The sequence below is a fragment of the Blautia sp. aa_0143 genome (genome assembly GCF_004167315.1).
Lineage (GTDB): Bacteria > Bacillota > Clostridia > Lachnospirales > Lachnospiraceae > Blautia_A > Blautia_A fusiformis.
Genome location: NZ_RCXU01000026.1, coordinates 1 through 23,311, shown reverse-complemented (window position 1 = coordinate 23,311; position 23,311 = coordinate 1). Strand labels below are relative to the sequence as shown.

Below are 23,311 nucleotides of genomic sequence, written 5' to 3'. Positions count from 1 at the left end.
GACAAGAATAAAATGAACCACTCTAATGAATTATCAAACGTGGAAAAAATCAAACAACTGGTGGACCATCTGAATTTACAGCGTAACGCTTATTATAATGAGAACAGTCCGAATATCAGTGATGCGGAATATGACCGAATCTTCGATGAATTAGTGGAATTAGAAAAGCAGACAGGCTTTGTCTTATCCAATTCACCGACACAAACCGTAGGCTATACTCCCATCAGTGAACTTCCCAAAGTAAAGCATCCGGTCCCTTTGCTCTCTTTAGATAAGACAAAGCAGGTACAGGACTTGATAAGTTTTGCCGGTAAGCAGCCAGTTCTGTTTATGCTGAAGTTGGACGGATTAACGACTAAATTAGTCTACGAAAATGGAACACTTGTAGAGGCTTCCACGCGTGGCGACGGAGAAATTGGGGAACTTATCACCCATAACATCCCTGCATACGTTGATGTCCCTCTCTCAATTCCATATAAAGGCCGGCTGGTGATTGTTGGAGAATCCTTCATCCCAACCAATGACTTTGAGCGTTTAAAAGAAACCCTCCGAGATGGAAAAGGAGAACCTTACAAAAATGGGCGAAATCTGGCTTCTGGCTCTGTGCGAAGTCTTGATCCGGCAAATTGTGCAGGACGCTGTCTGCACTTTATGCCTTTTAATGTTCTGGAAGGTCTGGACTCTCCATTTCTCTTTCCAGACAGCAGATCTATAAAGGTTTCCAGCCTGTTTGACTATGGCTTCCAGCCTTGTCCTTATATTATTGCAACCCAGCCTTTAACCTTGGATCTTGTAAACCAGTATATTGAAAATCTGACTGTTCTGGCAGGCAAAAAACATCTGCCTATTGACGGAATTGTAATGATTTTCGACAGTCTGGACTATTCCAAAAGCTGTGGGCGTACCGGACATCATTATAAAGATGGACTGGCTTTTAAGTTTGAAGACGAAACTTACGAAACCACTCTTCGCAATATAGAATGGACACCCACCCGTTTCGGAGAAATTGCACCTGTGGGAGTTTTTGACTCTGTGGAAATTGACGGATGCTCTGTTTCCAGAGCAACCCTTCACAATCTGACCTTTATCAAAGAATTAGAATTGGTGCCAGGTTGTAGAATTTCTGTATCGAAACGTAATATGATCATTCCTCATATTGAAGAAAATCTGGAACGTGGTCATTACGTAGATGCAGTTCCCCCAGTATGTCCATGCTGTGGTTCTCAGACTCGTATCTATCAAAGAAAAGGAAATGATGGGCGTCTCATTGAAACAGTGCATTGTGACAATCCCAACTGTGATAGCCAGATCCGAAAACGCTTTACACATTTCGTTGGAAAAAAAGCAATGAACATCGAGGGACTCTCCGAAACTACCTTGGAAAAATTCCTGACTTTGGGTTATCTCCAGACATTTCCGGATATTTACCATCTAAATGAACATCAGGAAGAAATCTTACAGTTGGAAGGTTTCGGTAAAAAATCCTTTGAAAGATTATGGAATTCCATTACTTCCAGCCGTAATACTACCTTTGTCCGATTCCTGGTTTCCATGGATATTCCTATGGTCGGACGAACCAAAAGCAGGATTTTGGATACAGTATTCCACGGCAGTCTGCAGGAATTTTTTGACGCTGCCTCTGGTGACTATGATTTCACCCAGTTAGATGACTTTGGTGATACTCTGAATCAGAATATCCATGACTGGTTCTCTGATGAAAACAATCTAATTCTCTGGCACGAACTCCAAAAAGAACTTATATTTGAAGAAAGAAAGGAAATGAACACTATGATGAAAGAAAATGTATTTACAGGATGTACTATCGTTGCAACAGGAAAACTTGCTCATTTTACAAGGGATGAAATCAACTCCAAGATCATTGAGCTTGGAGCAAAAGCCGGCAGTTCTGTCACAAAAAAGACAGATTATCTGATTTGTGGGGAAAAAGCCGGAAGTAAATTAACAAAAGCTCAGGCTCTCGGTATTAAAATATTGTCTGAAGATGAGTTTCTTGAGATGATTGCATAAAGGAGAACTCCGATGAAAGATAAAATATATCTAAAATATAAAGGTCGGGATAGCTGGGACAGACCCGTATATCAGGATGAATCTGGAAAACTATGGAAGGATGTAGAACCCTACTCAGACCGCCCTGCACATTTATGCAGTGCCTGCGATAATGCCTTTGATGGGGAACCAGATATTCCAATGAATGCGATGGCACGCTATCAGAATATTACTGTCATCTATTACCCTACCAGAGATGTTTGGAGATAATACTTTAATCAATCAAAGATTCACAAAATGGGAAGGCCGAAAATGCTTTCCCATTTTCTTTTGTTGATAAGTGGATTTAGAAAGGAGCTGCTATTATGTATTTGCTTACATATTATGATGACCTTAAAACTCTTATTACCCCCATAGGACCTCCCTATTTGCAAGCAGACATGGCAAAAGATGCCATGAAGCGGGCTATCTTAGAATATTTAAAAGAACACGGGTGTGCTGAACCAGACGATTTTTATGCAAGTGCAAAAGAACAAGAGAAGTTTTATTTTGATGTGGAAAGTGAAATCGAACTATCCCTTTCTTCTTTTTACGCCTATCTGCGTACTCAAAATCAAGAACCTTTTTTGCGACTTTTCAGATTCTTAATTTGAATGAAGTAACCCCATATTTTCATACACCATCGGGTATAGAAAAAAGAAATATGCAAATGGAAGCTCTTCTTGAAGTTTTAGAACCATTGTTATCAATTTTTGCTTCTACAGACGTTGTGTTTTCACCTAAAGCCGGATACACCGTTCTTTGTGTAACTCCCTACACCTCAGAAGTATTAGAATCTAAAAGCATCAATGAACCTAAAGAAATGGCTGCATATTTACTAGATTCAATTAAATATGATTACTGCTTTTCACTTGGTGTAAATACCCTTTTATCTACGGATTCATTCTGCAGTTTAGAAGAACTTGAATATGCTATGCCGCATTATCAAAAAGCTGTTTATTCTGCAGTATTTAAAGAAGTACAGGATAAAATATCTTCTATTCTAGCACAACCACCACTGCGAACTCCACGTTTTTCGCTGCAGGAAGATCCTTTGCTTACAGTTTTATATAACTTCCAGCGAAGCCTTTCCCTTCAGCAAAGACTTTTTTCTGTTCCTGATAAAAAAATTTATCAAAATTACAGAAAAGCATTGCTCGAAGCATATTGCCAAAAGTATGGTGCTGTGTATCTTGGAAAATTTCCTGCCGATGGCATAGGGAAAATGACTTACACAAAGTATAAAAAAACCGATGAATACGATGAATATGACTTTTGTATTCCTTACCCAGATACAGATTTATTAAATCTTGTAAATCAATGGGATACAACAAATTCAGCTAAAAAGATACCTTTGTATTATAAAATACAAGAACGTGTTTTGTCACAAAAAGGTCTATGGATAAACTGGGAAAAGCAAAGCCTCAGAATATTAAAAAAATAACTTACATCAAACAGGAGGACTCTATGAGCATAATTACTTCTATACTTCACTGCTATGGACTTCTTATATCCGAAGAATCCGTTACATTGATGCAACAGTATATACTCCCCTTATGGGAAAAGACAAAACCCGAATTATATGAAATGTTTTCTACGAAATCTGATAATGACGAATTTTTTGACTATCTTCTTGACCATTATGCTATATGCTACAACGGCACTGCCGATTATTTGCGTTGTTGGCGCATCTGTGATGGAGAAGAAATCGAACCACAAATTGATGACCATTTTTATTTTATGGATTTATTAGAAAAACCTTCTCTTTTTAAAAAAGCCTATGAGTCTTTCGAAGATGTCATAAAAGAATGTCAACAACGGTTAGAGGGATTGCTCCCACCGGATTTTCCTTATGAAGATTATCTTTTAGAAATTACTGGAGAACTCTGGGGATAAAATTCCAAATGAAACATGATAAATACTATGAACACACTGTTAGAAAGGACATTCTGTTATGCAAAGAAATATTTCAATAAAAGATCCCGCTATTTTAGGTTTTCGTGGACGCTATGCGTTTCTCAGTAATTTTTATCCGGCATCTATTTCATACATGGGGCAACTCTATGCCAACAGCGAAGCTGCTTTTCAGGCACAAAAGACATACTCTGTAAAAGAACAGCAACGTTTTTGTAAATTCTGTATGCATAATCCCGCTGATGCAAAGAGGCTTGGACGCAACCTGATGCTACGACCAGATTGGGATAAAATCAAAATACGCTGTATGTATGAAATTTGTATGTGTAAATTCATGCAAAACCCTGAACTTTGTCGCCTCCTTCTTTCTACTGGAAACCGTAGGTTAGTAGAGGAAAATACATGGGGTGACACCTTTTGGGGAACTGTAAATGGATATGGTGAAAATCATTTAGGCAGAATTCTTATGGACATACGTGCGAAGCTTCAATTTGAATGTTAAAACAATAATTTATCCAATTTTGCACTGTATGAACTGCAAATATTTTGCTATAATGGAAGATAGATTTTAAAGAAAGGATTTGTGCTTATGTATCTGATGCGTTTTGTCTATGACCGTCTTCTGGATTGGAAAAATGAAGGAGGTCATAGTACCCTGGAAGTCGGTGGAGCCCGTCAGGTTGGAAAAACCTACCTGATACAGAAATTTGCTGACGAAAACTACAAACACAAAATTTATATTAACCTGTTTGAATTAAGTGGTAAACAGTTTATGGAATGTTATAAACAGGCAACCAATTGGACACCTGGAACAAAACGGCGGGAGCATCCTCTCCATGATGCCTTCCAGTTATATGAGCCGGACTTTATTGATTCCGATGATACCGTCATCATTATTGATGAAATTCAGGAATCATCGGAAATTTATAACCGCATCCGGGAGTTCACCCGACAGTTTAAAGCCCATTTTATCGTTACAGGTAGTTATCTTGGAAGAATTTATGATCCGGAGTTTCGCTATTCCAGCGGTGATGTCACCAAACTCACCATCTATACGCTTTCTTTTGAAGAGTTTTTGATGGCCTATGATCAGAATCTGTATGACGATTACAAAAAAATATCTCTTGTTTCCTCTGAAGCAGAAGTCTATAATCGCTTAAAGGAAACCTATGATCTGTACTGTCAAATTGGTGGCTATCCCAAAGTGGTAGAAAACTATCTGGAGAACCGGAATATCGTAAAGGCACAGGGCGAACTCGTAAAAATCATTGATACCTTTACCAATGAGTCCATTCGCTATTTTACAGATATTTTGGATACCAAAGTGTTTACTCATATTTTCTTTTCCATCTGCCGTATTTTAAACCGTGAAAAGAAAGGATTTTCAGAAGACAGTATCAGCGAAGAATTGCAAAAGCTGGTAACCAAAGACTACTCCAGTAATATTTCAAAGGCTACCTGCAACCGTGCCATTAGCTGGTTATACTTTTCTGGAATCATTGGATTCTGTGCAAAAATAACAGAAATGGACATTCTGGATTTTAAGTCTGCAAGCCGCTGCTACTTCATGGATATGGGGCTGGCAAATTATTATCTGACACGTACCGGTACCGATTCCCGTGTACTTGCAGGCACATTAAATGAAAATTATGTCTATATCAACCTGAAGAAACGCCAGGATTTTCCACCGGAAATTTCCTTTGAAACCCCAGCTTTTGCTACTTACCGAGGCGGAGAAATTGATTTTGTGGCACAAAGCCTATCTTCTTCCACCCGATATTTAATAGAAGTAAAAGCCGGAAAAGGGACTGCTTCCACTGCCCAGAAAGCTCTGGCTCAGGGAAAAGCAGATAAGCTTCTTTATTTAAAAGGGGCAACCAAAGGAGGGATAGACGGAAAAACAGAAACACTGCCTATTTATTTATTGGAACAATACAAGTTTAATTAAATTTATGTTTACGAAGAGACTACTTGCGAGTGGTCTCTTTTTATTTAGAAGGATCACGAAAAACACAGCACTGAATTAGTGAAAATTTATGAATTTATGAGAATTGGCATAGATGTGATGTTACGGACAAGGGGTATGGATTTATTCTATTCCCTCTTTTGTCAATGCCAATTCCCATCAAGAAAGGAAGAATTACATGAACAATACAACAACTGAATTACAATGGGGAGATGTCATCTTCAAACCTGGACAACGTGTGCGGACAACCGATGCCAGCGATTATGCAGGATTGGAAGGTGTTATTTTGGAAATTCATACCGGCGAAGATAAAGAAACCGACAATCTGACTCCTGATATTCACTGTTGCTTTGATTTTCCTGAGTCTGAAGCAGACATTCGGAAACTAGAGGAACGCTTTTCTTCTCTTTACAATATGCCAAAAAAACTGGATGAGCTTGCTTTGGATGAAGTGATTATGTCCCCGGATGAACTGATTTCTATTCCAGAAGAACCCTCTCGTCTTCTTCATTATATTGGTACAGACGAATGGGCTCGCCCGGTATACCAGGATCAATATGGGAAGTTGTGGAAAGATGTAGAACTTGGTGACTTTGAAATTCCTCATCTGCACTCTGCAGTCGGAAATGAATTTGATGGAGAACCGGATATGCCTATCCGGAAACCATTTAGAATTTTAACAGATAAACCGAAAAATCCTTATGAATTTCAGTACATGATGCTTAGTCGTTTACAAAGCGACTGTGAGTATTACTTGAATTACGGAAACCGTTGTACTGGACATCTGTACTATCACAATGAAAGCAGACAAATTGCCGCCATGAAAAAACTCTGGAATGAATTTCCGGATGATGGGAAACCAGAATGGTTGACATGGAAACAAATCCTAGAATACGAAAAAGCAATGTGTTCAGACACAAAATAATAGAACCGCCATAAAAATATTTTTTTTAAGGAGAATGATTATGAATTCAATAAAAGAACTAAAAGAACAATTAGGATATGAAGAAATCGGTCTCGATGATACATTTACATTTCACTGTACCCAATGCGGAAAGTGCTGCATCCACCGGGAGGATATTCTCTTATCCCCGAAAGATCTGTTTAACATAGCAAAAAAATTTCAAATTACACCAGCGGAAGCCTTGGAACAATATTGTGAAACTTATATTGGATGTAACTCCCGTTTCCCGATAGTCCGCCTGAGACCACAAGGAAGTGTCAAACGCTGCCCTTTATTAAAGGATCAGAAATGTTTGGTTCATGATGTAAAACCGACTGTCTGTGCCATGTTTCCGATTGGTCGGTATCTTACCCTTTCTGCGGATGATAGTTTTCCGAAAAATCCAGAAGAACTGTCTGTTGGATATATCTTTAATAATCCTGAGTGCGGAGACGAAATCGAAACACATACCGTCCGAGAATGGTTTCGTAGTTTTAACATTCCACTAAAAGATGACTATTTCTTTACATGGACAAGAACACAGGCAACACTCTGCAAACATCTACAATTTCTGGAAGAACACATATCAGAAAAGACCATGATTTCAATATGGAATGCTACTTTGATAACTCTGTATCTGAACTATGATATTACAGAAGATTTTCAAACGCAATTTCAGCAAAATTCAGATGCAATCCTATCCTTAATTGAAACACTAGGAACTGTTGACATTCCTAAGAAATCATAAACAACTATAAATACTTTGAGCCGACCAGTTTTGGACGGCTCTTTTTCATATCGCTTTACATTCTGGCAGCTCTTTTGTTTCCTGTTCTTATCACACGCAATCCATTCATCCAAAGTAAGCGGCTGATAATTTGAATACATACAAAAACAGTTAATCATATTACATGGAATATGCTGTGTTTCCCCCTGTGTATTCAGAAATGTTGTTTCAGATGTGATTCCTTGAAATCTTTCCAGCAATCTCTGATCCTGCGTATCGTGTACATGTCCATACAACATATAGGTTTTTGGGTTTCCTTCTGCATTCAATTTATACTGTCCGTTATAACACATAATAGGATAATGACAAAGTATCACTTTTCTCTTATTATCGCTAAGTTCCTCATACATTTTAATCCACTCAAAGCGTGAACTGTCGAAGTTTGGATCCTTGACATAGTGGTCATGGTTTCCCTGTATCAGATATAGACGTCCGTTCAATTTCTGAAGCAACTGGTTTGTTTCTTCAGATTTCCCCCATGATAAATCCCCTAAGATAACAACTTCATCCCTATTACGCACTTTACTATTCCACTGTTTCAGCATATAATCATTCATTGCATTTACATTTGCAAATCCACGTTTATCCATTTTTGTATTCAAATTTTCATGAAAGAAATGTAAATCTGCAATATAATATCTCATTTTATATCATTCCCTCAATCTTGTTTAAATTATCAATATTTACAATTGCCCAGAACACTCTTTTTAAATCTTTCCCTTTCAAAGTTGATGCCGGGATTACCGAATCTTTACCAAATTCCTGAATAAACTGATTTCTGAGTTCACGAATTTTTTGTCCTTTTTCTGGTCCCGATAAATGCTCCATACCTAATTTTTTTTCAATCTCTAATGCCTGTTTTACTTTATCCCAACCCATGCCTGAAATCATCAGTTCATACATCAAGCGAACCAGTGATGCTCCGCAGGCAACCGTTTTGGGATCATACTGCACTTTCCTGTTTAAATATAACGAATGAAAATCATTAATAAACTTTTTCAATTCTGCATCTTCACCGCTATCGGCTTGTTGATAACGCAAAAGCTGTTTCTCAACATCTTCTACGATATATTTAGGTTCATAATCTCTTCCCTCCAGCGTGCTCCCCAGTGTAATCTTCCTTGTATTCCATTCTTGTTCTGCCCGTTTTAAATACTTTTCTTTCACAACAGAGCATTGCATCTCGGATATACAGTTTCTGGACAACATCATAATATCATAGAACTGCTTCACCTGTTCATCCAGCCTTTCATTTTGTACGCCAATCGTATTACAACCTAATGTGGTGAGCTTATCCGCAAATAAATAATTCAATGGAAGGATCTGATAGTTCCATGAACTGTTTACCGCAAATATGTTTTCTCCCGTTCTTCTTTCATATTCCCATTTTTCTGGCTGGAGAATAAATTCTATTTTTAATTCCTGATAGGGAATACTCTCTCTCTCCATATTACGTTCTGCATTGGATAGTACAGAAGGAACTTTCGTGTAATATGTATGTAATGGAAGATTTGTTTTCGGATTCTTAGGGCTATGTTTATGAAAGTAAAACAATTCGTCTTCTGTCCCCAAATATTCTTCGATTTTCCTCAATGTTTTCTTTATTTCCTCTTCTGTTCCAAAAAATAACATATCAATGTCTACACTTGTTCTTTGAGCATCCCTTGGCAGATAAAACTGCGTGGCTGCACCACCTTTCAATATTATTTTATCTCCTAGTATTTTCTGAATATGCAAGAATAATTCAAGATCCCATAAAAACAGTTCCATTCTCGCCATATTTTTAAACCCAAATTCTTCCATTCTCTTCTGAAAGGTTTCTCTCTGAAATGCTTCCTCTTTATGAAATAACTTTTTGTAATCCAAATTTTATTCTTCCCTTCTAAGTATTTTTCCAAACTCTATTGCCGAATCTGTAATAAACCGATTTTCAACGATAAAGCGAATATCATATTGTATATTCCTTCTTGATGCTACTGTTATCAGCTTCTTTTTATCTATATTTCCCAATCTGCTGAGATTCTGATAAATTCTTACCAATTCTTGCAATGATAGTGGATATCCGTTTCTCGTTATTGCAAAATAAAGATCTGCAAAAGCCTTCTCTATACTTGCCAGACCTTCACTACTGTACTGAAAATCCTCCGTTGTGTATAAAATCACCTGCATATTATGGCTACCTGAAAACATAGCATCTTCATACATTTTTTTCGTGTATTGTGGTTCTATCACCTCAAATCCTTCTGCTAATAAATTGTTATATATTTCCTCTTTTGCTGCTTTTTCAATAAATGCAATGACAGGATATTGTTCTGGTATGTGTAACATATATTTTGCCAAAATATCCAAACCGGATATATAATAATAAAATCCCAGCTCATCCATGTAATTTTTCAATTTTTGGGCTGTTTCACATAAAATAATTCCCTGTCTGCCTTTCAAATCATTGAAGGAAAATACACCGTTTCGCACTCTCTTAATGTAACCCGCCTCTACTAATTTAGAAAGATTCCAATATAAAGTAGACTTTTTTAACTCCGGGAAAAGGGGAATTACTTCATCTGTATAAAAGGTAGTTTGATTCCCAAGATTTTGTTTGATTATCTCGTATTTTTTTTCTAATGCTGTTTTGCTATTCATACTACACCTACTTTCTTTTCGTAGTATATCACATAGCACCTATAAAAACAATAAAATAAACGCAAAGTTTATATTTGCGTTTATTTTATTGTTTTTATTTATAATTCAATCTATTTGCAAATATATTTGTAATTTCAATAAAAAATACGCAAATACTATATTTGCGTATTTTTATTGAAACTCACTAGAACTGCAACAGCAGCTCATATAGCATCCTATAACGTTTTCCAATCCAGCCTATTCTTTATAATGGAATGATCCTTGGAACTTGTACTCCTGCTGTAATTCCCATTTCTATCTTTCTCCTATAATCCCGAAAACTATGGATACGAAACCCAGGCATTCCCCAAGCACAAGAAATTTTGCGAACATAGTACTCGTTTGATTTTGTGAATATTTTCCCTTGCTTCCTGTGCAATAACTTCATAATCCGTAACGACTGAGTTGAAATCTTAGGAAACGTTCCATTAAGTTTTTTGTACAAATCTCCTCTTTTGGTTTCTTCCAAAATAATAGTTTTTCCATGCATACAGGACCATTCTATACATGGAATATCTGCACTTCTTATCCCTGTTTCCATTGCAATTCTCAAAAATAAGGAAGTTTCAAAATCCTTTTTATATAGGAATTGATCTGCTATCATCTTGTAATGATCAACAAAAAAAATTTCTCCTATCTTTCTTTGTAGTTCTGCCAAAGATATGCTATTCAGCCATTCCAGTTTTCCTCTGTATTTTTCAACAAATATCATCCACTGCTCAGCTTCAAAAGATTGCCTCAAATCACGGATAGCCTCTGGCCAACATTTTCTTTGTCCAGGTAACAATAAACATACCATTTTCTGTAAAAATTTTTCTTCACTATTCGGATTCCACTGCATTAAACGCTTTAGTTCTTCATAGGCTTGATTTACTTTATATTCCATTGTACTATTTCTCATCTTCAGATTCTCCCTCGTATGGCTCTAAAATCTTTGAAGCCCTCTCCACAAACATCCTGTCTGCCCCTGAAATCTCATATTCTTTCCAAAGTGTCTTATGTATCTGTTCCTCTGTTAAATCCCTACACTTTTCTTGCAGCATACGGACAAATGGATATATCATAGTCGCATGAATATTTTTCCCGGACCGTACCATATCTCCTTCCATTTGATATGCTTCCTGTAAGCATTCCAGTATAATGCGAACATCCGTAACACTTTCTCTCATTGCGCTTCCCCTCATCAGGCTTATCCTCCTATTTACATACGTACTCTCAGTCCATCTAATCTCGACACGTTCAGTCCAACCAGATACCAGTCATCTCCCATTTCAATTCGGACCGGAACCCAAACATCTTTCACCTTTACATCGAAACATTCCCCGCAATGTAGTCCTCCATAAAAAGATTCCAAATCAAAACGTATATCATACCTCCCTGTTTCAGTATCATAAAACAATGTTCCTTCTCTGTGTTCACTCATAACATCTGCCTCCTTAAATTTTTCTTTTACTTAGTAATTACCTCATACCTATACAGATTGAAGAAATTCCGGAAAATTTTCATAAAAGTTTTTCCGATACCGATAATAGGTAGAAGAAGTTAACCCCAACTCCCGCTGCAGTTGTGTTGGTGTTACCTTCTTTTGTACCACCCTCATAAATTCCTGGTTAAACTTTTCCTGTTCTATAGCCCGTGGTCTTCCTACTTCATCCCATTCACCCCGAAGCCTTTTTGCCTCCATACCTTCCTTTTGTCGCTTCTCCTTTTTCTCCATCTCTGCCTGTGCCATGGATGCATAGAGTTCAATCATCATATTATTGATTGTTCTGAAACATTCATATATACTGCTTCGTATGTATCCTGAATCTGTTTTTTCTTCACTTCCAGCAGTGAAGTCGCAATAAGTCCTGAAAAACATATCAAAAATGATGCTAGTGCTATAGAAATCATTAACATAACATTTCTTCGCTTTTCAGACTGAAGATTTCTCTGTACAATATTTTTTATTGCTTTTTTATTCCCTGATTTTCTCATTTTCACCAACTCCAGTTTTCAAAAATTTTCCATCTTCAATCCTCACTATTCGTTGTGCTAAATCTGCAATGTGCTCATTATGAGTAATCATCACAACACTTTGCTCAAATTTTCTACTCGTACTTTGAATCAATTCCAGTACATCCCGACTCGTCTTGCTGTCAAGATTTCCTGTAGGTTCATCCGCAAGTATAATTGCCGGCTTCGTAATCAAGGCTCTTGCAATCGCAACACGCTGCTGCTGTCCGCCAGATAACATATTCGGCATACTTTTCAGTTTCTCCTTTAAACCGAGCATATTAATAATTTCGTTCAAAAATATCTGATCAACTTCCTGCCCATCTAATTCAATTGGCAAAACTATATTCTCATAAACATTTAACATGGGGAGTAAGTTATAGTTTTGAAAAATAAAGCCTATATTCCTTCTTCGAAAGATTGTGAGCTGCTCATCATTTAAGTCTGACAATTTTTTTCCTTGGATTTTAATTTCCCCATAGGTAGGTACATCCAATCCTCCCAACATATTCAATAAGGTAGATTTACCACTTCCTGATGTACCAACAATAGCTACAAATTCTCCCTTTTCAACACTAAAATCTACTCCATCCAATGCCTTTGTTATATTAGGTTCCTTTCCATAATATTTTTTTATATTTCTTGCTTCCAATACTTTCATAATTATTTCTCCTTTTAAATCTTTTTTTAATTCATATCTATCTATATATCAATGAAAGGCTACTCGATTTTGTTTTCTCGAATAGCCTTCCATATTTTTGTATGTATTACTTAGTTGTATTTAAAAAAGCGCCGCCACCGATACAATCATTTTCACATTTCTTACGAACGATATCGCAGTCTGGCCATTCATAAATGTCAACTTCTTCTTTTAATAACTCTTCATTTTCAGTTACTTCGATTCTCTTTTCTTCCATGACAACCATCCTCCTATTTAATAATCCGGATTCAGAAAAGATCCGCCACCAAAGCAGTCATTTTTACAATGATTCTGGATTTCTCCACAGCCTGCTGCATAAACATTGATTTCTTCTTTTGATAATTCCTGAGCTTCTTTTTCTTTTAATTCGTTCATAGTCTACTGTCTCCTTTCCGAAATTACTCCTCTTCTGTAATTAAAGCTAATACCCCAAAACAATCTGTTACGCAATTATACCTTGTCACACCACAGTCATTCGTATAAATACTTACTTCCTCTTTGCTAAGTTCTGAGGATTTTCTTTCTGCATTGAATTCTTCCATAGAACTCACCTCCTTATGCCTATATTTATACGCTTGCACACACCTTTTATCTATATTTCTTGTTTAAATTGCTCTTTTTTCTTCCTAGTTGGCTTCTCCCTCCCATTTTCTCTTTACCTTCTCCATATACTCAATATAGATTTCTAAATTTTTCTTTCTGTTTTCTTTAGCATCATAGTAAAACAGCACATAATTTAATACTGCTTTTAAGAAAATGCACCGGTAATCATAAGGTTCTTCTGATGCCATACAACGTCCACCACATATATAGCGGTAATCACATATCCTCCAGCTTAAATTCTTTTTCTGGACGAAGCTTGTCGTTTGCACTGATCGCACAAAAATCACAATTCATATTACATTTCCTGGTTACCATCAAATATACCGTATTGATTTTCTCATGATTCTTCTCTATTTCTTTTACAAATTCAGTTTGCTGCTCCCATACAGGGAATAACTTTTCCTGAAACTCTGGTTTATCTAAATTGTCTGCAAATCTTTTACTTACCCCCAGGCAGACTTTTCCTACCGGATCAATTAAAGCCACTTTTTCTCCCTCAGTTATCTTAATAAACTCATTCATCTTACTTTCCATGACGTAAATATCTCCTTTCATATTCTTGTTTCAGCTTTTCAAGCTGTTTTTCAGTTAAGTTTGTTTGAATCAGATGGTACATCCACTTCGTCACTTCACAATTCACTTTTATAGGTTGATATACATTTTGGTGAATTTCATAATTTGCCACCTGACAGCCTCTTGTTTTACAATGTCTAATGTATTGACATTTTTTACACATTGTATCCTCTTGATCCTCTAGGTAAATAATCTCTCGAATCCTCGGAACATCCAACCCGGCTTCTACAGAACCGATTTTAAATTCTGGAAGTTCCGCACAAGTATAAATCCCACCATCCGTTGTTACATAGCAAGTTGTCAAACCTGCCTTACATGCGTAAAATGGACATGGAATCAGGAAAGATTTCAGATATTGTTCCCAAAGATTCCAAAAGATTACTTCTTGATTTTTTTGTATATGTGCTTTATATAAACCAAATACCTTCTCTATCTGTTCTCGTAATCCCTGTATCTGCTCATCACTCCAGGAGCAATAATAATCAATTCCCGACTCTAATTTTTTAATTCCTAAATCAAGCAAAAACTGGAAACTTTCTGCATAATATTGATAGTTATTACTTGTCACAACACTGGCTACCGAAATCTGATTTCCTGTTTCCTGCTCATATTTTCTCAATAACGGAAGGTTCTTCATAATTTTTTCAAAGCTTCCGGTTCCTGCATAATCTCTCCTGTTCAAATTCTGAACATACTCAGGACCATCTAAACTCACCTTCACCTCAAATGTATTTTCCACAAAAAAATCAATTACTTCATCTGTAACTAACGTTCCATTTATCGTAGTACTGAACTTGCATATTAAGTTTGTTTCCTGGCATTTTTTCTTCGCATAATCTACCACATCTTTCATCAGATTAAATGCCATAAGGGGTTCCCCTCCAATAAAGTAAACCATAAGTGTCCGATCATGCTGTTTATTTGCTTCATGCACAGCAATATCGATTGCCTTTTGAGCCGTTTCTAAACTCATGTATGTATTTTTCTTCTCGCCCAGATAGCAGTAAGTACAATTCAAATTGCACTTATTTATGATCTCTAATGACAATGTATACATTTTCCTGCCTCCTAAACTGTAAATTGGTTCAAATTTCTATTTGTTTTCTTCTGGAAATCCAATCTTTCCACCATATTAAATAAGGGATATCGCAAAATAATTTCTGTCTTCGGATTTTCCATGGCATATACCCTGATTCTCTCTTTATACTCACATATTTCCTGATAATTGTTGTGATCAATAAATAGCACCGGATTGCCTGCTCCTTTCTTTGGAACCGGCAGGACATCCCTTCATAAAGTAATAACCTGCCAATTCTCAACATTGAACTATTTTGCTATTTTTTTACACAGCCCGGTTGCAAATTGTTGCAGGGATCCGTCTGTTTTCCTGTCTCTGATACCGTTCACAATACTGTTGTATTTTTACTGCCAGCATCGTCTTTCTGGTTCCCGTATCATCTGTGTGGATTGCCTGACAAACGGCTTTCCATTCCCCAACAATATAAACACGCTGTTTTGCCCTGGTGATTCCCGTATAAAAGATGTTCCGCTTCAGCATGGTATAAAAAGCTTTTAACCACGGAATGATGACCACCTGGCACTCGCTTCCTTGGCTTTTGTGTATGGTTATGGCGTTTGCATGTTCAATCATTTCCACCTGCTCTGCCTCATACTTCACCCTGCGGCCATCTGTAAATACGATTTGAACCAAAGGGTTATTGTCCTCATCTTCAGCAATCTGTACCAATGTACCCAAATCTCCGTTACTGGCAAACTCTGTATTCTTGTTTTGAAGGATTCTGTCACCTTCCCGAAATATCTCACCGCCAAGATGAAGCTCCCTTTTTCCGGATACAGGGGGATTTACCTCGTCCTGCAGACTGCGGTTCAGTTCCAAGACACCGGCTGCACTTCTCACTTTATATGGAGAGAGTATCTGTACTTGCTCCATACCATACATCTGAATTTCCTTGAGATAGATATTTTTAACAATTTGTGCCGCCGCATCTGCTCCTGAACATTCGACCATCTGGAAATCATCCCCCCATTGCAGGTTTGTCTTTCCTTCATTGATAAGTTGAGCATTTATGGGGATGTTGCTGTCCTTCCCCTGGCGATATACCAGATTTAAAACAGTAACCGGTATTTTCCCGCACAAGATAAGCTGCCGGAACACATCTCCTGCTCCTACAGAAGGAAGCTGGTGGACATCTCCTACCAAAAGCACTCTGGCTCCTGCTTTTACCTTGTAAAAAAATTCATAGGCAAGGTGCATATCTACCATAGATACCTCATCCACATTAATAAAATCTGCGGACAATTCATCTATAAGTGCTTCATAATCACCATCACCAAAAAGCCCCAGTGCCATGTGCATCGTAGTTGCATCTCCACTTCCGGTACTCTCTGCCATTCGCCTTGCGGCACGTCCAGTCGGTGCCATCAGTTTTACTTCATTCCCGCATTTTTTCTGATAGATATACAAGATGATCTTCAAAACCGTTGTTTTTCCGGTTCCAGGTCCTCCAGTAATAATGCTGATCGGGTTTGCAAAAACCATACGTACTGCTTCTTTCTGCTGTTCGGATAATGTTATGTTTAAATCCTCCTGCGCTTCCTCCAGTTCCTTTTCAATCGTAAGAACTGGAATTCGCTCATGCAATTTTCTTGCAATCATAGAGGCTGTATCCTCTTCTTCCTGATGCTGTTGGGTAATGTAAACCCTATTCTCTTCTACCACGATACTGTCCTGCATGACCAGACGATATAACACTTTTAAAATCTCTGTTTCCGTCACCGGCTGAAGATCCGGTTCTTTATTCAGAACCTTCAATGCATCTTTTACCAGAATTTCCTGCTCCAGATATAAATGTCCGTTCTGCTTCATGGCTTCCCGCAGCACATAGCTGACGCATCCGGAAATACGCATAGGATCATTTGTTGCAGCACAGCACTGCCTTGCAATGGCATCCACAGTGAGAAAACCAAACCCTTTGACTGAGCAGAGTATATAAGGCTGCTTCCGAATGATTTCTACGGATTGATCCCGAAACTTCTGAAGAATCATATTTGCTTTTTTAGGCGTAACATGAAACGGTGATAAAAAAGTCATCAATTCCCGGAATACTTTGTTTTTTCCAAAAGAATCCACAATACGGTCCAGTTTTTTCTGAGATATCCCCTGAATCTTTAATAATTCCTGTGGATACTTTTCCATTACCTCCAAGGTATCCAGACCAAAACGATTGACAATCCGTTCTGCCGTTTTGGGACCAATTCCTTTTAAAGAACCACAAGAAAGGTATCCTAAGATACCTTCCCTTGTTCTAGGTACAACTTCCAAAAAAGTTTCTACCTTGTATTGTGTTCCATGGGAATTTGTCTCCCACTCGCCTTCCATTTCTATTTCGATTTCATCCGTAAGAGGCAGGTCATATCCTTTTGCAGTAAACGCAATGATTTTTTTGTCTGCCCAAAATTTATCTCTGGCAGAAAGAGGAACCTCATGATCCAGCGTGGAAAATAATGCAACCGTATATCCGTTTTCCTCATTTTGAAAAATCTTACGTATATATTTGCACCTCATCGTCTATACTCCTCCAGTTCTCTACTTTCATCAATTCGCCTGGTTTCATCTTGGAATCATACCAATAAACGTCCTTTCCTTTCTCGAATGCTGTCTGAATCTCTCTTCTCATTCCTTCGCTAATGCAGGAGCCACAAATAATTAATACTTCACATAAATCCAGCATCAAAGCTCCAATCTGCATTGCAGTCTCACGCTCTTCTGGGATACGGTCATCCAACATTAACGGAAGATGAGCATGTGAAGCAAAAGTACGGCAATGATACAGCCTTTTCATTTGCATGAGATAGTATTTTGCCAATTCCATATTATGCTGCACTCCCTCTGGATTCGGGGCAGACAGCGGAGAACAGATATATGCCTTTTTTCCTTGTAACATTATGCAACCTCCTTTTTAATCCGGAAAATCCTGCTTTCTGTAGTGCTTGTGTATTCTTCGTAGATATCCGGATGCTGATTTTTCAGTTTCTCCATATTTTCTTTTCCAATCTGGGTGCGTATCGTAGGATTATAAGTAATCTGGTAACGGAAACTCCCATCCTCGATCACTGCCTTACACCCTTGTCCAAGAAGCTCGACAAACGGTACGCTCAATGCACGTTGTTCCGCTTCAATCTCCTTTTTTCTTTTTTCCAATTGGGATTTTTCTTCAGATAATTTGAGATATTTTTCAAGACTGCGTGATTCCAAGCTAGATATGCTGATTTCAGGAATTGATTTGTCTGCGTAACCATTATATTTCCGGATACTAGCCAAAATGAGATCTGGCTTTCCGGAATACGGTGGTTCTATTTTCTTCTCCACATATTCTTCCCAGAAGTATTTCTCCTGGTCAATGAGTTCTTCTTCCTCCATTCTATCCCGTTCCAGACACCGATAAATAAATTCATTTTCATTGTTTCCATAAAGGCAAGCAATATATGCCTTATTCATATTCATGACTGCAAGATAATGACGAACCTGCAAAACATAGTTTTCAGGAATCCCATCATCTGCCCATTTGTCTTTTGCATTGTAATTACAGGTTTTACATTCCAAAATCCCAATGCTGCCATCTGGAAAACGGATAAAGTAATCCACATCCGCTAACATAAACGGATATAGCGGATGCCGGAACATTTTTCGTACAGGGAAAACTTCAAGTCCAGTCTTCTTGGCAAAAATCATGGCAACCAAATCTTCCAGGCGGTGTCCCACTTCTTTCGCTACCCAGTTTTCTTCCTCTTCTTCGATTACTGGCGTAACACCAATTTTATCGAAATACAAATCCCTGATTGTCGCAAATGGGGATAAACCCATGATTGCCGCTGCATCGCTTCCGCCAATACCAAGACGCCGGTAATCCAACCAATCTTCCCGGCTCAAATCTGCTGTATCTACAAGAACTTCCGGCTGATAATTTAATGCTGTATTCATCTCATTTCCTCCTTATAATTTAATCGTTCCATATACATCAAACCCTTTCCAGTCAAAGGCCAGTGTTTTTGCAATATCTTCTTCCAATTTTAAAATCCGTGGTGCAGAAAATCCTTCACAAGCAGCAAAGAATGCAGCTTCGTGCATGGCAAAATAAAGATCATGAGCTGTGCATGGTTCTTCCCCATATTGTCCCACAAAAAGCTCTACTACTTCGTTTCGGATTTTCTGATTGATTTTGAGTTCCTTCATAATCAGATGCAGACAGTTTACAGGGTTTTGGATATCTATATCCATCAAACCAACAATTCCTTTAACTGCTTCCTGATAACGGGAAAATATTTTGTCCAGATTATTCCGGAAATCCTGTAAGGTTGCCCCTCTATCATGTGACAGTTTGATAGGACTGCCCAGGCTAATGACACGATTACTGGTTTGTGAGAGCATCATGGGATACAGATTCACACCACTTACTGCTACATCAGAAGTAGTCAGGCGCAGTGCAGGAGCAAGGCTCTTATCCTCAATTCCATGATCCTCCAAAGCCTGGTGATAAGTATCCAAAAGTTCCTGATTTCCTCCTAAAGTCCACATAGCAGACACGATGGAATGGTCAAAACTTCCAGATCCCTCCAGATACGTACTTCCCTTAAAATGTGCTTTCAGATAATCACTTGTCATATTGAAGATTGTCTGCATATCCAGTACACAGTAATCGTGATCATCACCGCCATGTACTGCAGATACTTTTCCATCTGCCACCTTGATTAAGGCATCTCCTTTCGCTACCTGAAGACAGTAGTTTACTATCTTTGCATAAGTAGCTTTCTCCAGTTTCTTTAATCCTGTTCCATTAATGCCGGCTCTTTTCAGAATTGTATGGATAGCACAGTCACGAACCGGATAAAAATCCTTGTTCACTTTTAATACCAACTGGGTATTCTTTTCTGTATCCTCTACTATTCCTTCCAATTCTTTTTCACAGGCTTCTTCAATGGTTTCTGCCTCCTTTTCCAATGGAACCAGTTTTAGCATCCTGGTAGGCTTTCGAATCCACTTGGACTGCTTTGCCCTCTCAGCCAGAAATTCCAGCATCTCCGTTGTGCTTGCAAATGTAGTGCAAAACTCATCTGCATAAATCTTTGTTTCTTTCATGTGTGTACCACCTTTCTTAAATTTATTTATCCATAAACAGCCAAAGCTGATTGTGGCAATTCTGCCTTTCATTTGGGCATAAAAAAAGAATGAAAAGAGAAGTATTCCTTCGCTATCCATTCTCATATCCCTGATAATATTACCGAAAAAACAAAAGTGCCGCTATTGCCCCATAAGGACAGATAGTGACACTTTATACAATCATAAACAACTTATGCGGAATAAGCAGCCTTACTGCTCTCCTTGAGTCTTCGGATTTATACAAATCCAAAACTCCCCCTATGGGTACGCATAAAATTAACTATAGCAGTATAGTAGCACATGATATAGTATATGTCAATCTTCATGCACAATATATTGTATGTTCTTAAATACTATGCTTTGCATATATGACTCCAATTAAAATATTGAAATATCACGTATCCCACCTCTCTTTTTCAAGTTTATAGAAAAATTTTTAATAAAAAGTACATAATCTGTTCAATCTGAAAAAATCTCAGTTAATTACTTAATGAAATTGTTAAGACAAAACCAAGTCTTACGCTATTGTACCTTGATAATTTTATACCTTATCAGGAAATGTATATAGGTGCTGCAGATAGTGTCGCATAAATGCACGCCTGCAGCTTGATGATTACATAGTAACACCTCATACGTGCATGAAACATGGCATAGGAAACGGTTTCCTGATATGTCTACTCTTTCATTAATCTAATTTATAGAGGTGATTATATTGAGTGAAACAGACAATCTCTTTAAAGCATACTCCGTTCAGGAGATAGCATCCATGCTCGGCATTGGAAAAACAAAAACCAGGGAACTTCTTGACAGTGGAATTCTTCCAGTTACAAAAGTTGGGCGGCAATATTTTACTTCACCAGCTTCTATTCAGGAGTTTCTCAAGAAAAACATAGGAAAGCAAATATTCTTTTAGGCCCTTTAGAAAGTTATTGTCAATCAGGCTTGGCTATATTAAAATAGACCTTATACCTGATTTGGCATGAATATCTCATTAAAGAAAGGGAACTATTCATGGCGAGAACAACGAAAGGTACACAACAAAAAAGAAGATCCAAAGGGGATGGATCACTATTTCCAAATAAGAGAGGAGGATGGACTGCCCGATATAGAAAAAAAGGGCTACCGGACAAGGAGTTTAATGCTCCTACCAAAGGAGAAGCGAAAGCATTATTAGATGACTGGAAGATAAAAGTCGCAATACAAGACGCAATTACTTCAAACATCAAAGTACAGGACTATGCGAACAAATACTTATTCCGCAAAAGTCTCATGGTTGAAGCTGGCAAATTCAAACAAACCAGTCTGGACCGATTAGAAAAAACATACGAAAATCATTTAAAAGATACTGATGCTTTTAGCAAAACATTTTCTAATCTGACTGCTGATGATATTACAGCAACGATTAATGCCAAAAAGGAAATCCTGAGTTATTCATCATTAAAGAAAATTTACTTATTTTGGTCTGCAATGATTAAAACAGCAATTTCTCTCGGCGAACTGCCAAAAAACTTTTCTGATATTTTAAATCGGGTGATAATGCCGGAAGAATCCGTTCTTCCTGTAGAAACAAAGGAAATCTCAATCATCCCACCAGAACATGAGCAGATCATAAAAGAAATTGCAATGGAACCCAGTCCAAATAAAAATGAACGCTATTTGTATAGATATGGTCCTGCCATTGTATTCCTTTTAAACACAGGTTTACGTGGTGGTGAATTGCTTGCATTAGGTCAATCTTCTATCGTGCCCTTTTTAGGACGGCGTGGCATTAAAATCACACATACTCTTAGCAGGGTTAAAAACAGAGAGGCCGGTTCCAAAAAAAAGACTAAAATGATTTTGACTCCTCCAAAATACCCAAATAGTTTACGGACTATTCCATTAAACAAGGAAGCTGAATTTTCACTATCATGTATGATGGAGCTATACGATAAAAATCGGGTTTTTCCAGATTTGATATTATCTACGCAAAATGGTGTCAGCCCTACAATCCAAAATTTAGCCAATACGCTAAAGAAAATTTGTAAGCGTGCTGAGATTCCAGAATATAATCTTCATGCACTACGGCACACTTTTGCAACAAATCTGATCCGACAGACTCACAATATGGGAGAAATAAAGGAAGCTGCTGAAATCATTGGCGATAACTATGAGGTGATCATGCGTACTTATGTTCATACAGACAGTGAACGTAAGGTAAGTTTAATTGATGCTATGATTGCATAAATCTTCCGCTTAACAGAGGTAATGGTTGTCTACAGTATGATGGCACAGGCTGTAACAAGCAAAATTCTTCCACCTTATCGTCCACCTTACGAAACGATTTTACTTGATTTTATAAGGTTTTTAACGGTTTTTGGCGGACATATCTATAAATATTAAAGCATGAAAACTTATATTTTAGAATTAATTTTTTAAAAAAGGGAATTGGATTATGGAAAAAAGGACTTGTAGAAAAAATTGTGAACTTTTTCTTTCCTATAATTTTGCCACCTTATTTTTTTAGACAGAATTATAGGATTTTGAAAAAAGAAAAAGCCTCGAAAACCTTGATTTTCTGGGCTTTTTAAGAGGCGCAGACCGGATTTGAACCGGTGAATACTGGTGTTGCAGACCATTGCCTTACCACTTGGCTACTGCGCCATATTTAGTTATTTTGCACAATTATTGGGTTTGTAGCTCCCCCTGTTGGACTCGAACCAACGACACTGCGGTTAACAGCCGCATGCTCTACCGACTGAGCTAAGGAGGATTACTTAAATATTTAATTAAGGTTTGTACCTTAAAAACTACATACATGCTTGTTGATCGTTAATCAAACTCTTTGAATCAATTCTTAACCTGCGTTTCTTGGTCAAGCCCTCACCCGATTAGTAACAGTCAGCTCCATGTGTTACCACACTTCCACCTCTGCCCTATCTACCTCG

At 37.7% G+C, this 23,311-nt stretch carries 30 protein-coding genes and 2 tRNA genes; 11 read left to right on the top strand and 21 right to left on the bottom strand.

Annotated elements, in window-relative coordinates:
- The first annotated feature begins 12 nt into the window (after positions 1-12).
- The 9 genes from ligA (at position 13) to EAI83_RS13100 (ending at position 7,617) form a co-directional block, all read left to right on the top strand.
- Positions 13-2,028: an NAD-dependent DNA ligase LigA gene (gene ligA, locus EAI83_RS13140; RefSeq protein WP_055151566.1), complete on the top strand. Its 2,016-nt coding sequence runs from the start codon at positions 13-15 to the stop codon at positions 2,026-2,028.
- A 12-nt stretch (positions 2,029-2,040) separates the two neighbouring features.
- The gene (locus tag EAI83_RS13135) at positions 2,041-2,277 is read left to right on the top strand and encodes a hypothetical protein (RefSeq protein ID WP_117942303.1); all 237 of its coding nucleotides are present in this window, start codon (positions 2,041-2,043) and stop codon (positions 2,275-2,277) included.
- Positions 2,278-2,372: 95 nt separating this feature from the next.
- The gene (locus tag EAI83_RS13130; RefSeq protein ID WP_117942302.1) at positions 2,373-2,660 is read left to right on the top strand and encodes a hypothetical protein; all 288 of its coding nucleotides are present in this window, start codon (positions 2,373-2,375) and stop codon (positions 2,658-2,660) included.
- Positions 2,657-3,490, top strand: coding sequence for a hypothetical protein (locus tag EAI83_RS13125; RefSeq protein ID WP_129975664.1), 834 nt, complete (start codon positions 2,657-2,659; stop codon positions 3,488-3,490). Before EAI83_RS13130 ends, EAI83_RS13125 begins: the two co-directional genes overlap by 4 nt.
- A gap of 23 nt (positions 3,491-3,513) precedes the next feature.
- Positions 3,514-3,942 carry a hypothetical protein gene (locus EAI83_RS13120; protein WP_118624267.1) on the top strand — a complete coding sequence of 143 codons (429 nt, stop codon included), beginning with the start codon at positions 3,514-3,516 and terminating at the stop codon, positions 3,940-3,942.
- A 58-nt stretch (positions 3,943-4,000) separates the two neighbouring features.
- A complete protein-coding gene (locus EAI83_RS13115) occupies positions 4,001-4,462 on the top strand; it encodes an NADAR family protein (protein ID WP_118624269.1) in 462 nt (153 codons plus the stop codon).
- Between the two features lie 87 nt (positions 4,463-4,549).
- Positions 4,550-5,908 carry an ATP-binding protein gene (locus EAI83_RS13110; RefSeq protein WP_055151578.1) on the top strand — a complete coding sequence of 453 codons (1,359 nt, stop codon included), beginning with the start codon at positions 4,550-4,552 and terminating at the stop codon, positions 5,906-5,908.
- Positions 5,909-6,104: 196 nt separating this feature from the next.
- A complete protein-coding gene (locus EAI83_RS17615) occupies positions 6,105-6,851 on the top strand; it encodes an LPD11 domain-containing protein (protein ID WP_243113504.1) in 747 nt (248 codons plus the stop codon).
- A 40-nt stretch (positions 6,852-6,891) separates the two neighbouring features.
- Positions 6,892-7,617: a YkgJ family cysteine cluster protein gene (locus tag EAI83_RS13100; protein ID WP_129975662.1), complete on the top strand. Its 726-nt coding sequence runs from the start codon at positions 6,892-6,894 to the stop codon at positions 7,615-7,617.
- Here the strand turns inward: EAI83_RS13100 and EAI83_RS13095 are convergent.
- The 19 genes from EAI83_RS13095 to EAI83_RS13025 form a co-directional block, all read right to left on the bottom strand.
- Positions 7,545-8,300 carry a metallophosphoesterase gene (locus tag EAI83_RS13095; protein WP_117942297.1) on the bottom strand — a complete coding sequence of 252 codons (756 nt, stop codon included), beginning with the start codon at positions 8,298-8,300 and terminating at the stop codon, positions 7,545-7,547. The genes EAI83_RS13100 and EAI83_RS13095 overlap by 73 nt on opposite strands.
- A gap of 1 nt (position 8,301) precedes the next feature.
- Positions 8,302-9,522: a nucleotidyl transferase AbiEii/AbiGii toxin family protein gene (locus EAI83_RS13090; protein WP_118338885.1), complete on the bottom strand. Its 1,221-nt coding sequence runs from the start codon at positions 9,520-9,522 to the stop codon at positions 8,302-8,304.
- 3 nt (positions 9,523-9,525) lie between these two features.
- The gene (locus EAI83_RS13085; RefSeq protein ID WP_117457421.1) at positions 9,526-10,296 is read right to left on the bottom strand and encodes a DUF6577 family protein; all 771 of its coding nucleotides are present in this window, start codon (positions 10,294-10,296) and stop codon (positions 9,526-9,528) included.
- Positions 10,297-10,540: 244 nt separating this feature from the next.
- Positions 10,541-11,236, bottom strand: a complete 696-nt coding sequence (locus EAI83_RS13080; RefSeq protein WP_129975660.1) for a hypothetical protein — start codon at positions 11,234-11,236, stop codon at positions 10,541-10,543.
- Positions 11,226-11,444 carry a hypothetical protein gene (locus EAI83_RS13075; protein WP_227752271.1) on the bottom strand — a complete coding sequence of 73 codons (219 nt, stop codon included), beginning with the start codon at positions 11,442-11,444 and terminating at the stop codon, positions 11,226-11,228. Before EAI83_RS13075 ends, EAI83_RS13080 begins: the two co-directional genes overlap by 11 nt.
- Before the next feature lie 92 nt (positions 11,445-11,536).
- Positions 11,537-11,758 (bottom strand): DUF5348 domain-containing protein, encoded by a 222-nt coding sequence (locus tag EAI83_RS13070; protein ID WP_004842190.1) that lies wholly within the window; start codon positions 11,756-11,758, stop codon positions 11,537-11,539.
- A 48-nt stretch (positions 11,759-11,806) separates the two neighbouring features.
- Entirely contained in the window at positions 11,807-12,091 is a 285-nt protein-coding gene (locus tag EAI83_RS13065; protein ID WP_243113502.1) for a hypothetical protein, read from the bottom strand.
- Positions 12,088-12,312, bottom strand: coding sequence for a hypothetical protein (locus EAI83_RS17325; RefSeq protein ID WP_192926492.1), 225 nt, complete (start codon positions 12,310-12,312; stop codon positions 12,088-12,090). Before EAI83_RS17325 ends, EAI83_RS13065 begins: the two co-directional genes overlap by 4 nt.
- Entirely contained in the window at positions 12,293-12,991 is a 699-nt protein-coding gene (locus tag EAI83_RS13060; RefSeq protein ID WP_118309293.1) for an ABC transporter ATP-binding protein, read from the bottom strand. The genes EAI83_RS17325 and EAI83_RS13060 overlap by 20 nt, the downstream gene beginning before the upstream one ends.
- A gap of 106 nt (positions 12,992-13,097) precedes the next feature.
- Positions 13,098-13,247, bottom strand: a complete 150-nt coding sequence (locus tag EAI83_RS17320; RefSeq protein WP_161206377.1) for a hypothetical protein — start codon at positions 13,245-13,247, stop codon at positions 13,098-13,100.
- Positions 13,248-13,264: 17 nt separating this feature from the next.
- Entirely contained in the window at positions 13,265-13,405 is a 141-nt protein-coding gene (locus tag EAI83_RS17315) for a hypothetical protein (protein ID WP_165852526.1), read from the bottom strand.
- A gap of 23 nt (positions 13,406-13,428) precedes the next feature.
- Complete coding sequence (locus tag EAI83_RS17310) at positions 13,429-13,572, bottom strand: hypothetical protein (protein ID WP_161206376.1); 144 nt, start codon at positions 13,570-13,572, stop codon at positions 13,429-13,431.
- Positions 13,573-13,656: 84 nt separating this feature from the next.
- On the bottom strand, positions 13,657-13,821 hold the full coding sequence (locus EAI83_RS17305; protein ID WP_161206375.1) for a hypothetical protein: 165 nt from the start codon (positions 13,819-13,821) through the stop codon (positions 13,657-13,659).
- Between the two features lie 28 nt (positions 13,822-13,849).
- Positions 13,850-14,167, bottom strand: a complete 318-nt coding sequence (locus EAI83_RS13055) for a hypothetical protein (RefSeq protein WP_243113501.1) — start codon at positions 14,165-14,167, stop codon at positions 13,850-13,852.
- Positions 14,157-15,263: a radical SAM/SPASM domain-containing protein gene (locus tag EAI83_RS13050; protein ID WP_117843956.1), complete on the bottom strand. Its 1,107-nt coding sequence runs from the start codon at positions 15,261-15,263 to the stop codon at positions 14,157-14,159. The genes EAI83_RS13055 and EAI83_RS13050 overlap by 11 nt, the downstream gene beginning before the upstream one ends.
- Positions 15,264-15,548: 285 nt before the next feature.
- Positions 15,549-17,792 (bottom strand): SF1B family DNA helicase RecD2, encoded by a 2,244-nt coding sequence (gene recD2, locus EAI83_RS13040; protein ID WP_129975658.1) that lies wholly within the window; start codon positions 17,790-17,792, stop codon positions 15,549-15,551.
- A complete protein-coding gene (locus tag EAI83_RS13035; RefSeq protein WP_005342229.1) occupies positions 17,770-18,171 on the bottom strand; it encodes a DUF7768 domain-containing protein in 402 nt (133 codons plus the stop codon). The genes recD2 and EAI83_RS13035 overlap by 23 nt, the downstream gene beginning before the upstream one ends.
- Positions 18,171-19,208, bottom strand: a complete 1,038-nt coding sequence (locus EAI83_RS13030) for a YqaJ viral recombinase family nuclease (RefSeq protein WP_129975656.1) — start codon at positions 19,206-19,208, stop codon at positions 18,171-18,173. Before EAI83_RS13030 ends, EAI83_RS13035 begins: the two co-directional genes overlap by 1 nt.
- 12 nt (positions 19,209-19,220) lie before the next feature.
- The gene (locus EAI83_RS13025; RefSeq protein ID WP_129975654.1) at positions 19,221-20,363 is read right to left on the bottom strand and encodes a transposase; all 1,143 of its coding nucleotides are present in this window, start codon (positions 20,361-20,363) and stop codon (positions 19,221-19,223) included.
- A 733-nt stretch (positions 20,364-21,096) separates the two neighbouring features.
- Between EAI83_RS13025 and EAI83_RS13020 the strand changes: the two genes are divergently transcribed.
- Together EAI83_RS13020 and EAI83_RS13015 are read left to right on the top strand one after the other, a co-directional pair.
- Positions 21,097-21,297: a helix-turn-helix domain-containing protein gene (locus EAI83_RS13020; RefSeq protein WP_243148421.1), complete on the top strand. Its 201-nt coding sequence runs from the start codon at positions 21,097-21,099 to the stop codon at positions 21,295-21,297.
- A gap of 98 nt (positions 21,298-21,395) precedes the next feature.
- On the top strand, positions 21,396-22,610 hold the full coding sequence (locus EAI83_RS13015; protein ID WP_059085258.1) for a site-specific integrase: 1,215 nt from the start codon (positions 21,396-21,398) through the stop codon (positions 22,608-22,610).
- A gap of 345 nt (positions 22,611-22,955) precedes the next feature.
- Here EAI83_RS13015 and EAI83_RS13010 read toward each other — a convergent pair.
- A tRNA-Cys gene (locus tag EAI83_RS13010) sits at positions 22,956-23,027 on the bottom strand.
- A 36-nt stretch (positions 23,028-23,063) separates the two neighbouring features.
- Positions 23,064-23,136: transfer RNA gene (locus EAI83_RS13005), tRNA-Asn, on the bottom strand.
- Between the last annotated feature and the right edge of the window lie 175 nt (positions 23,137-23,311).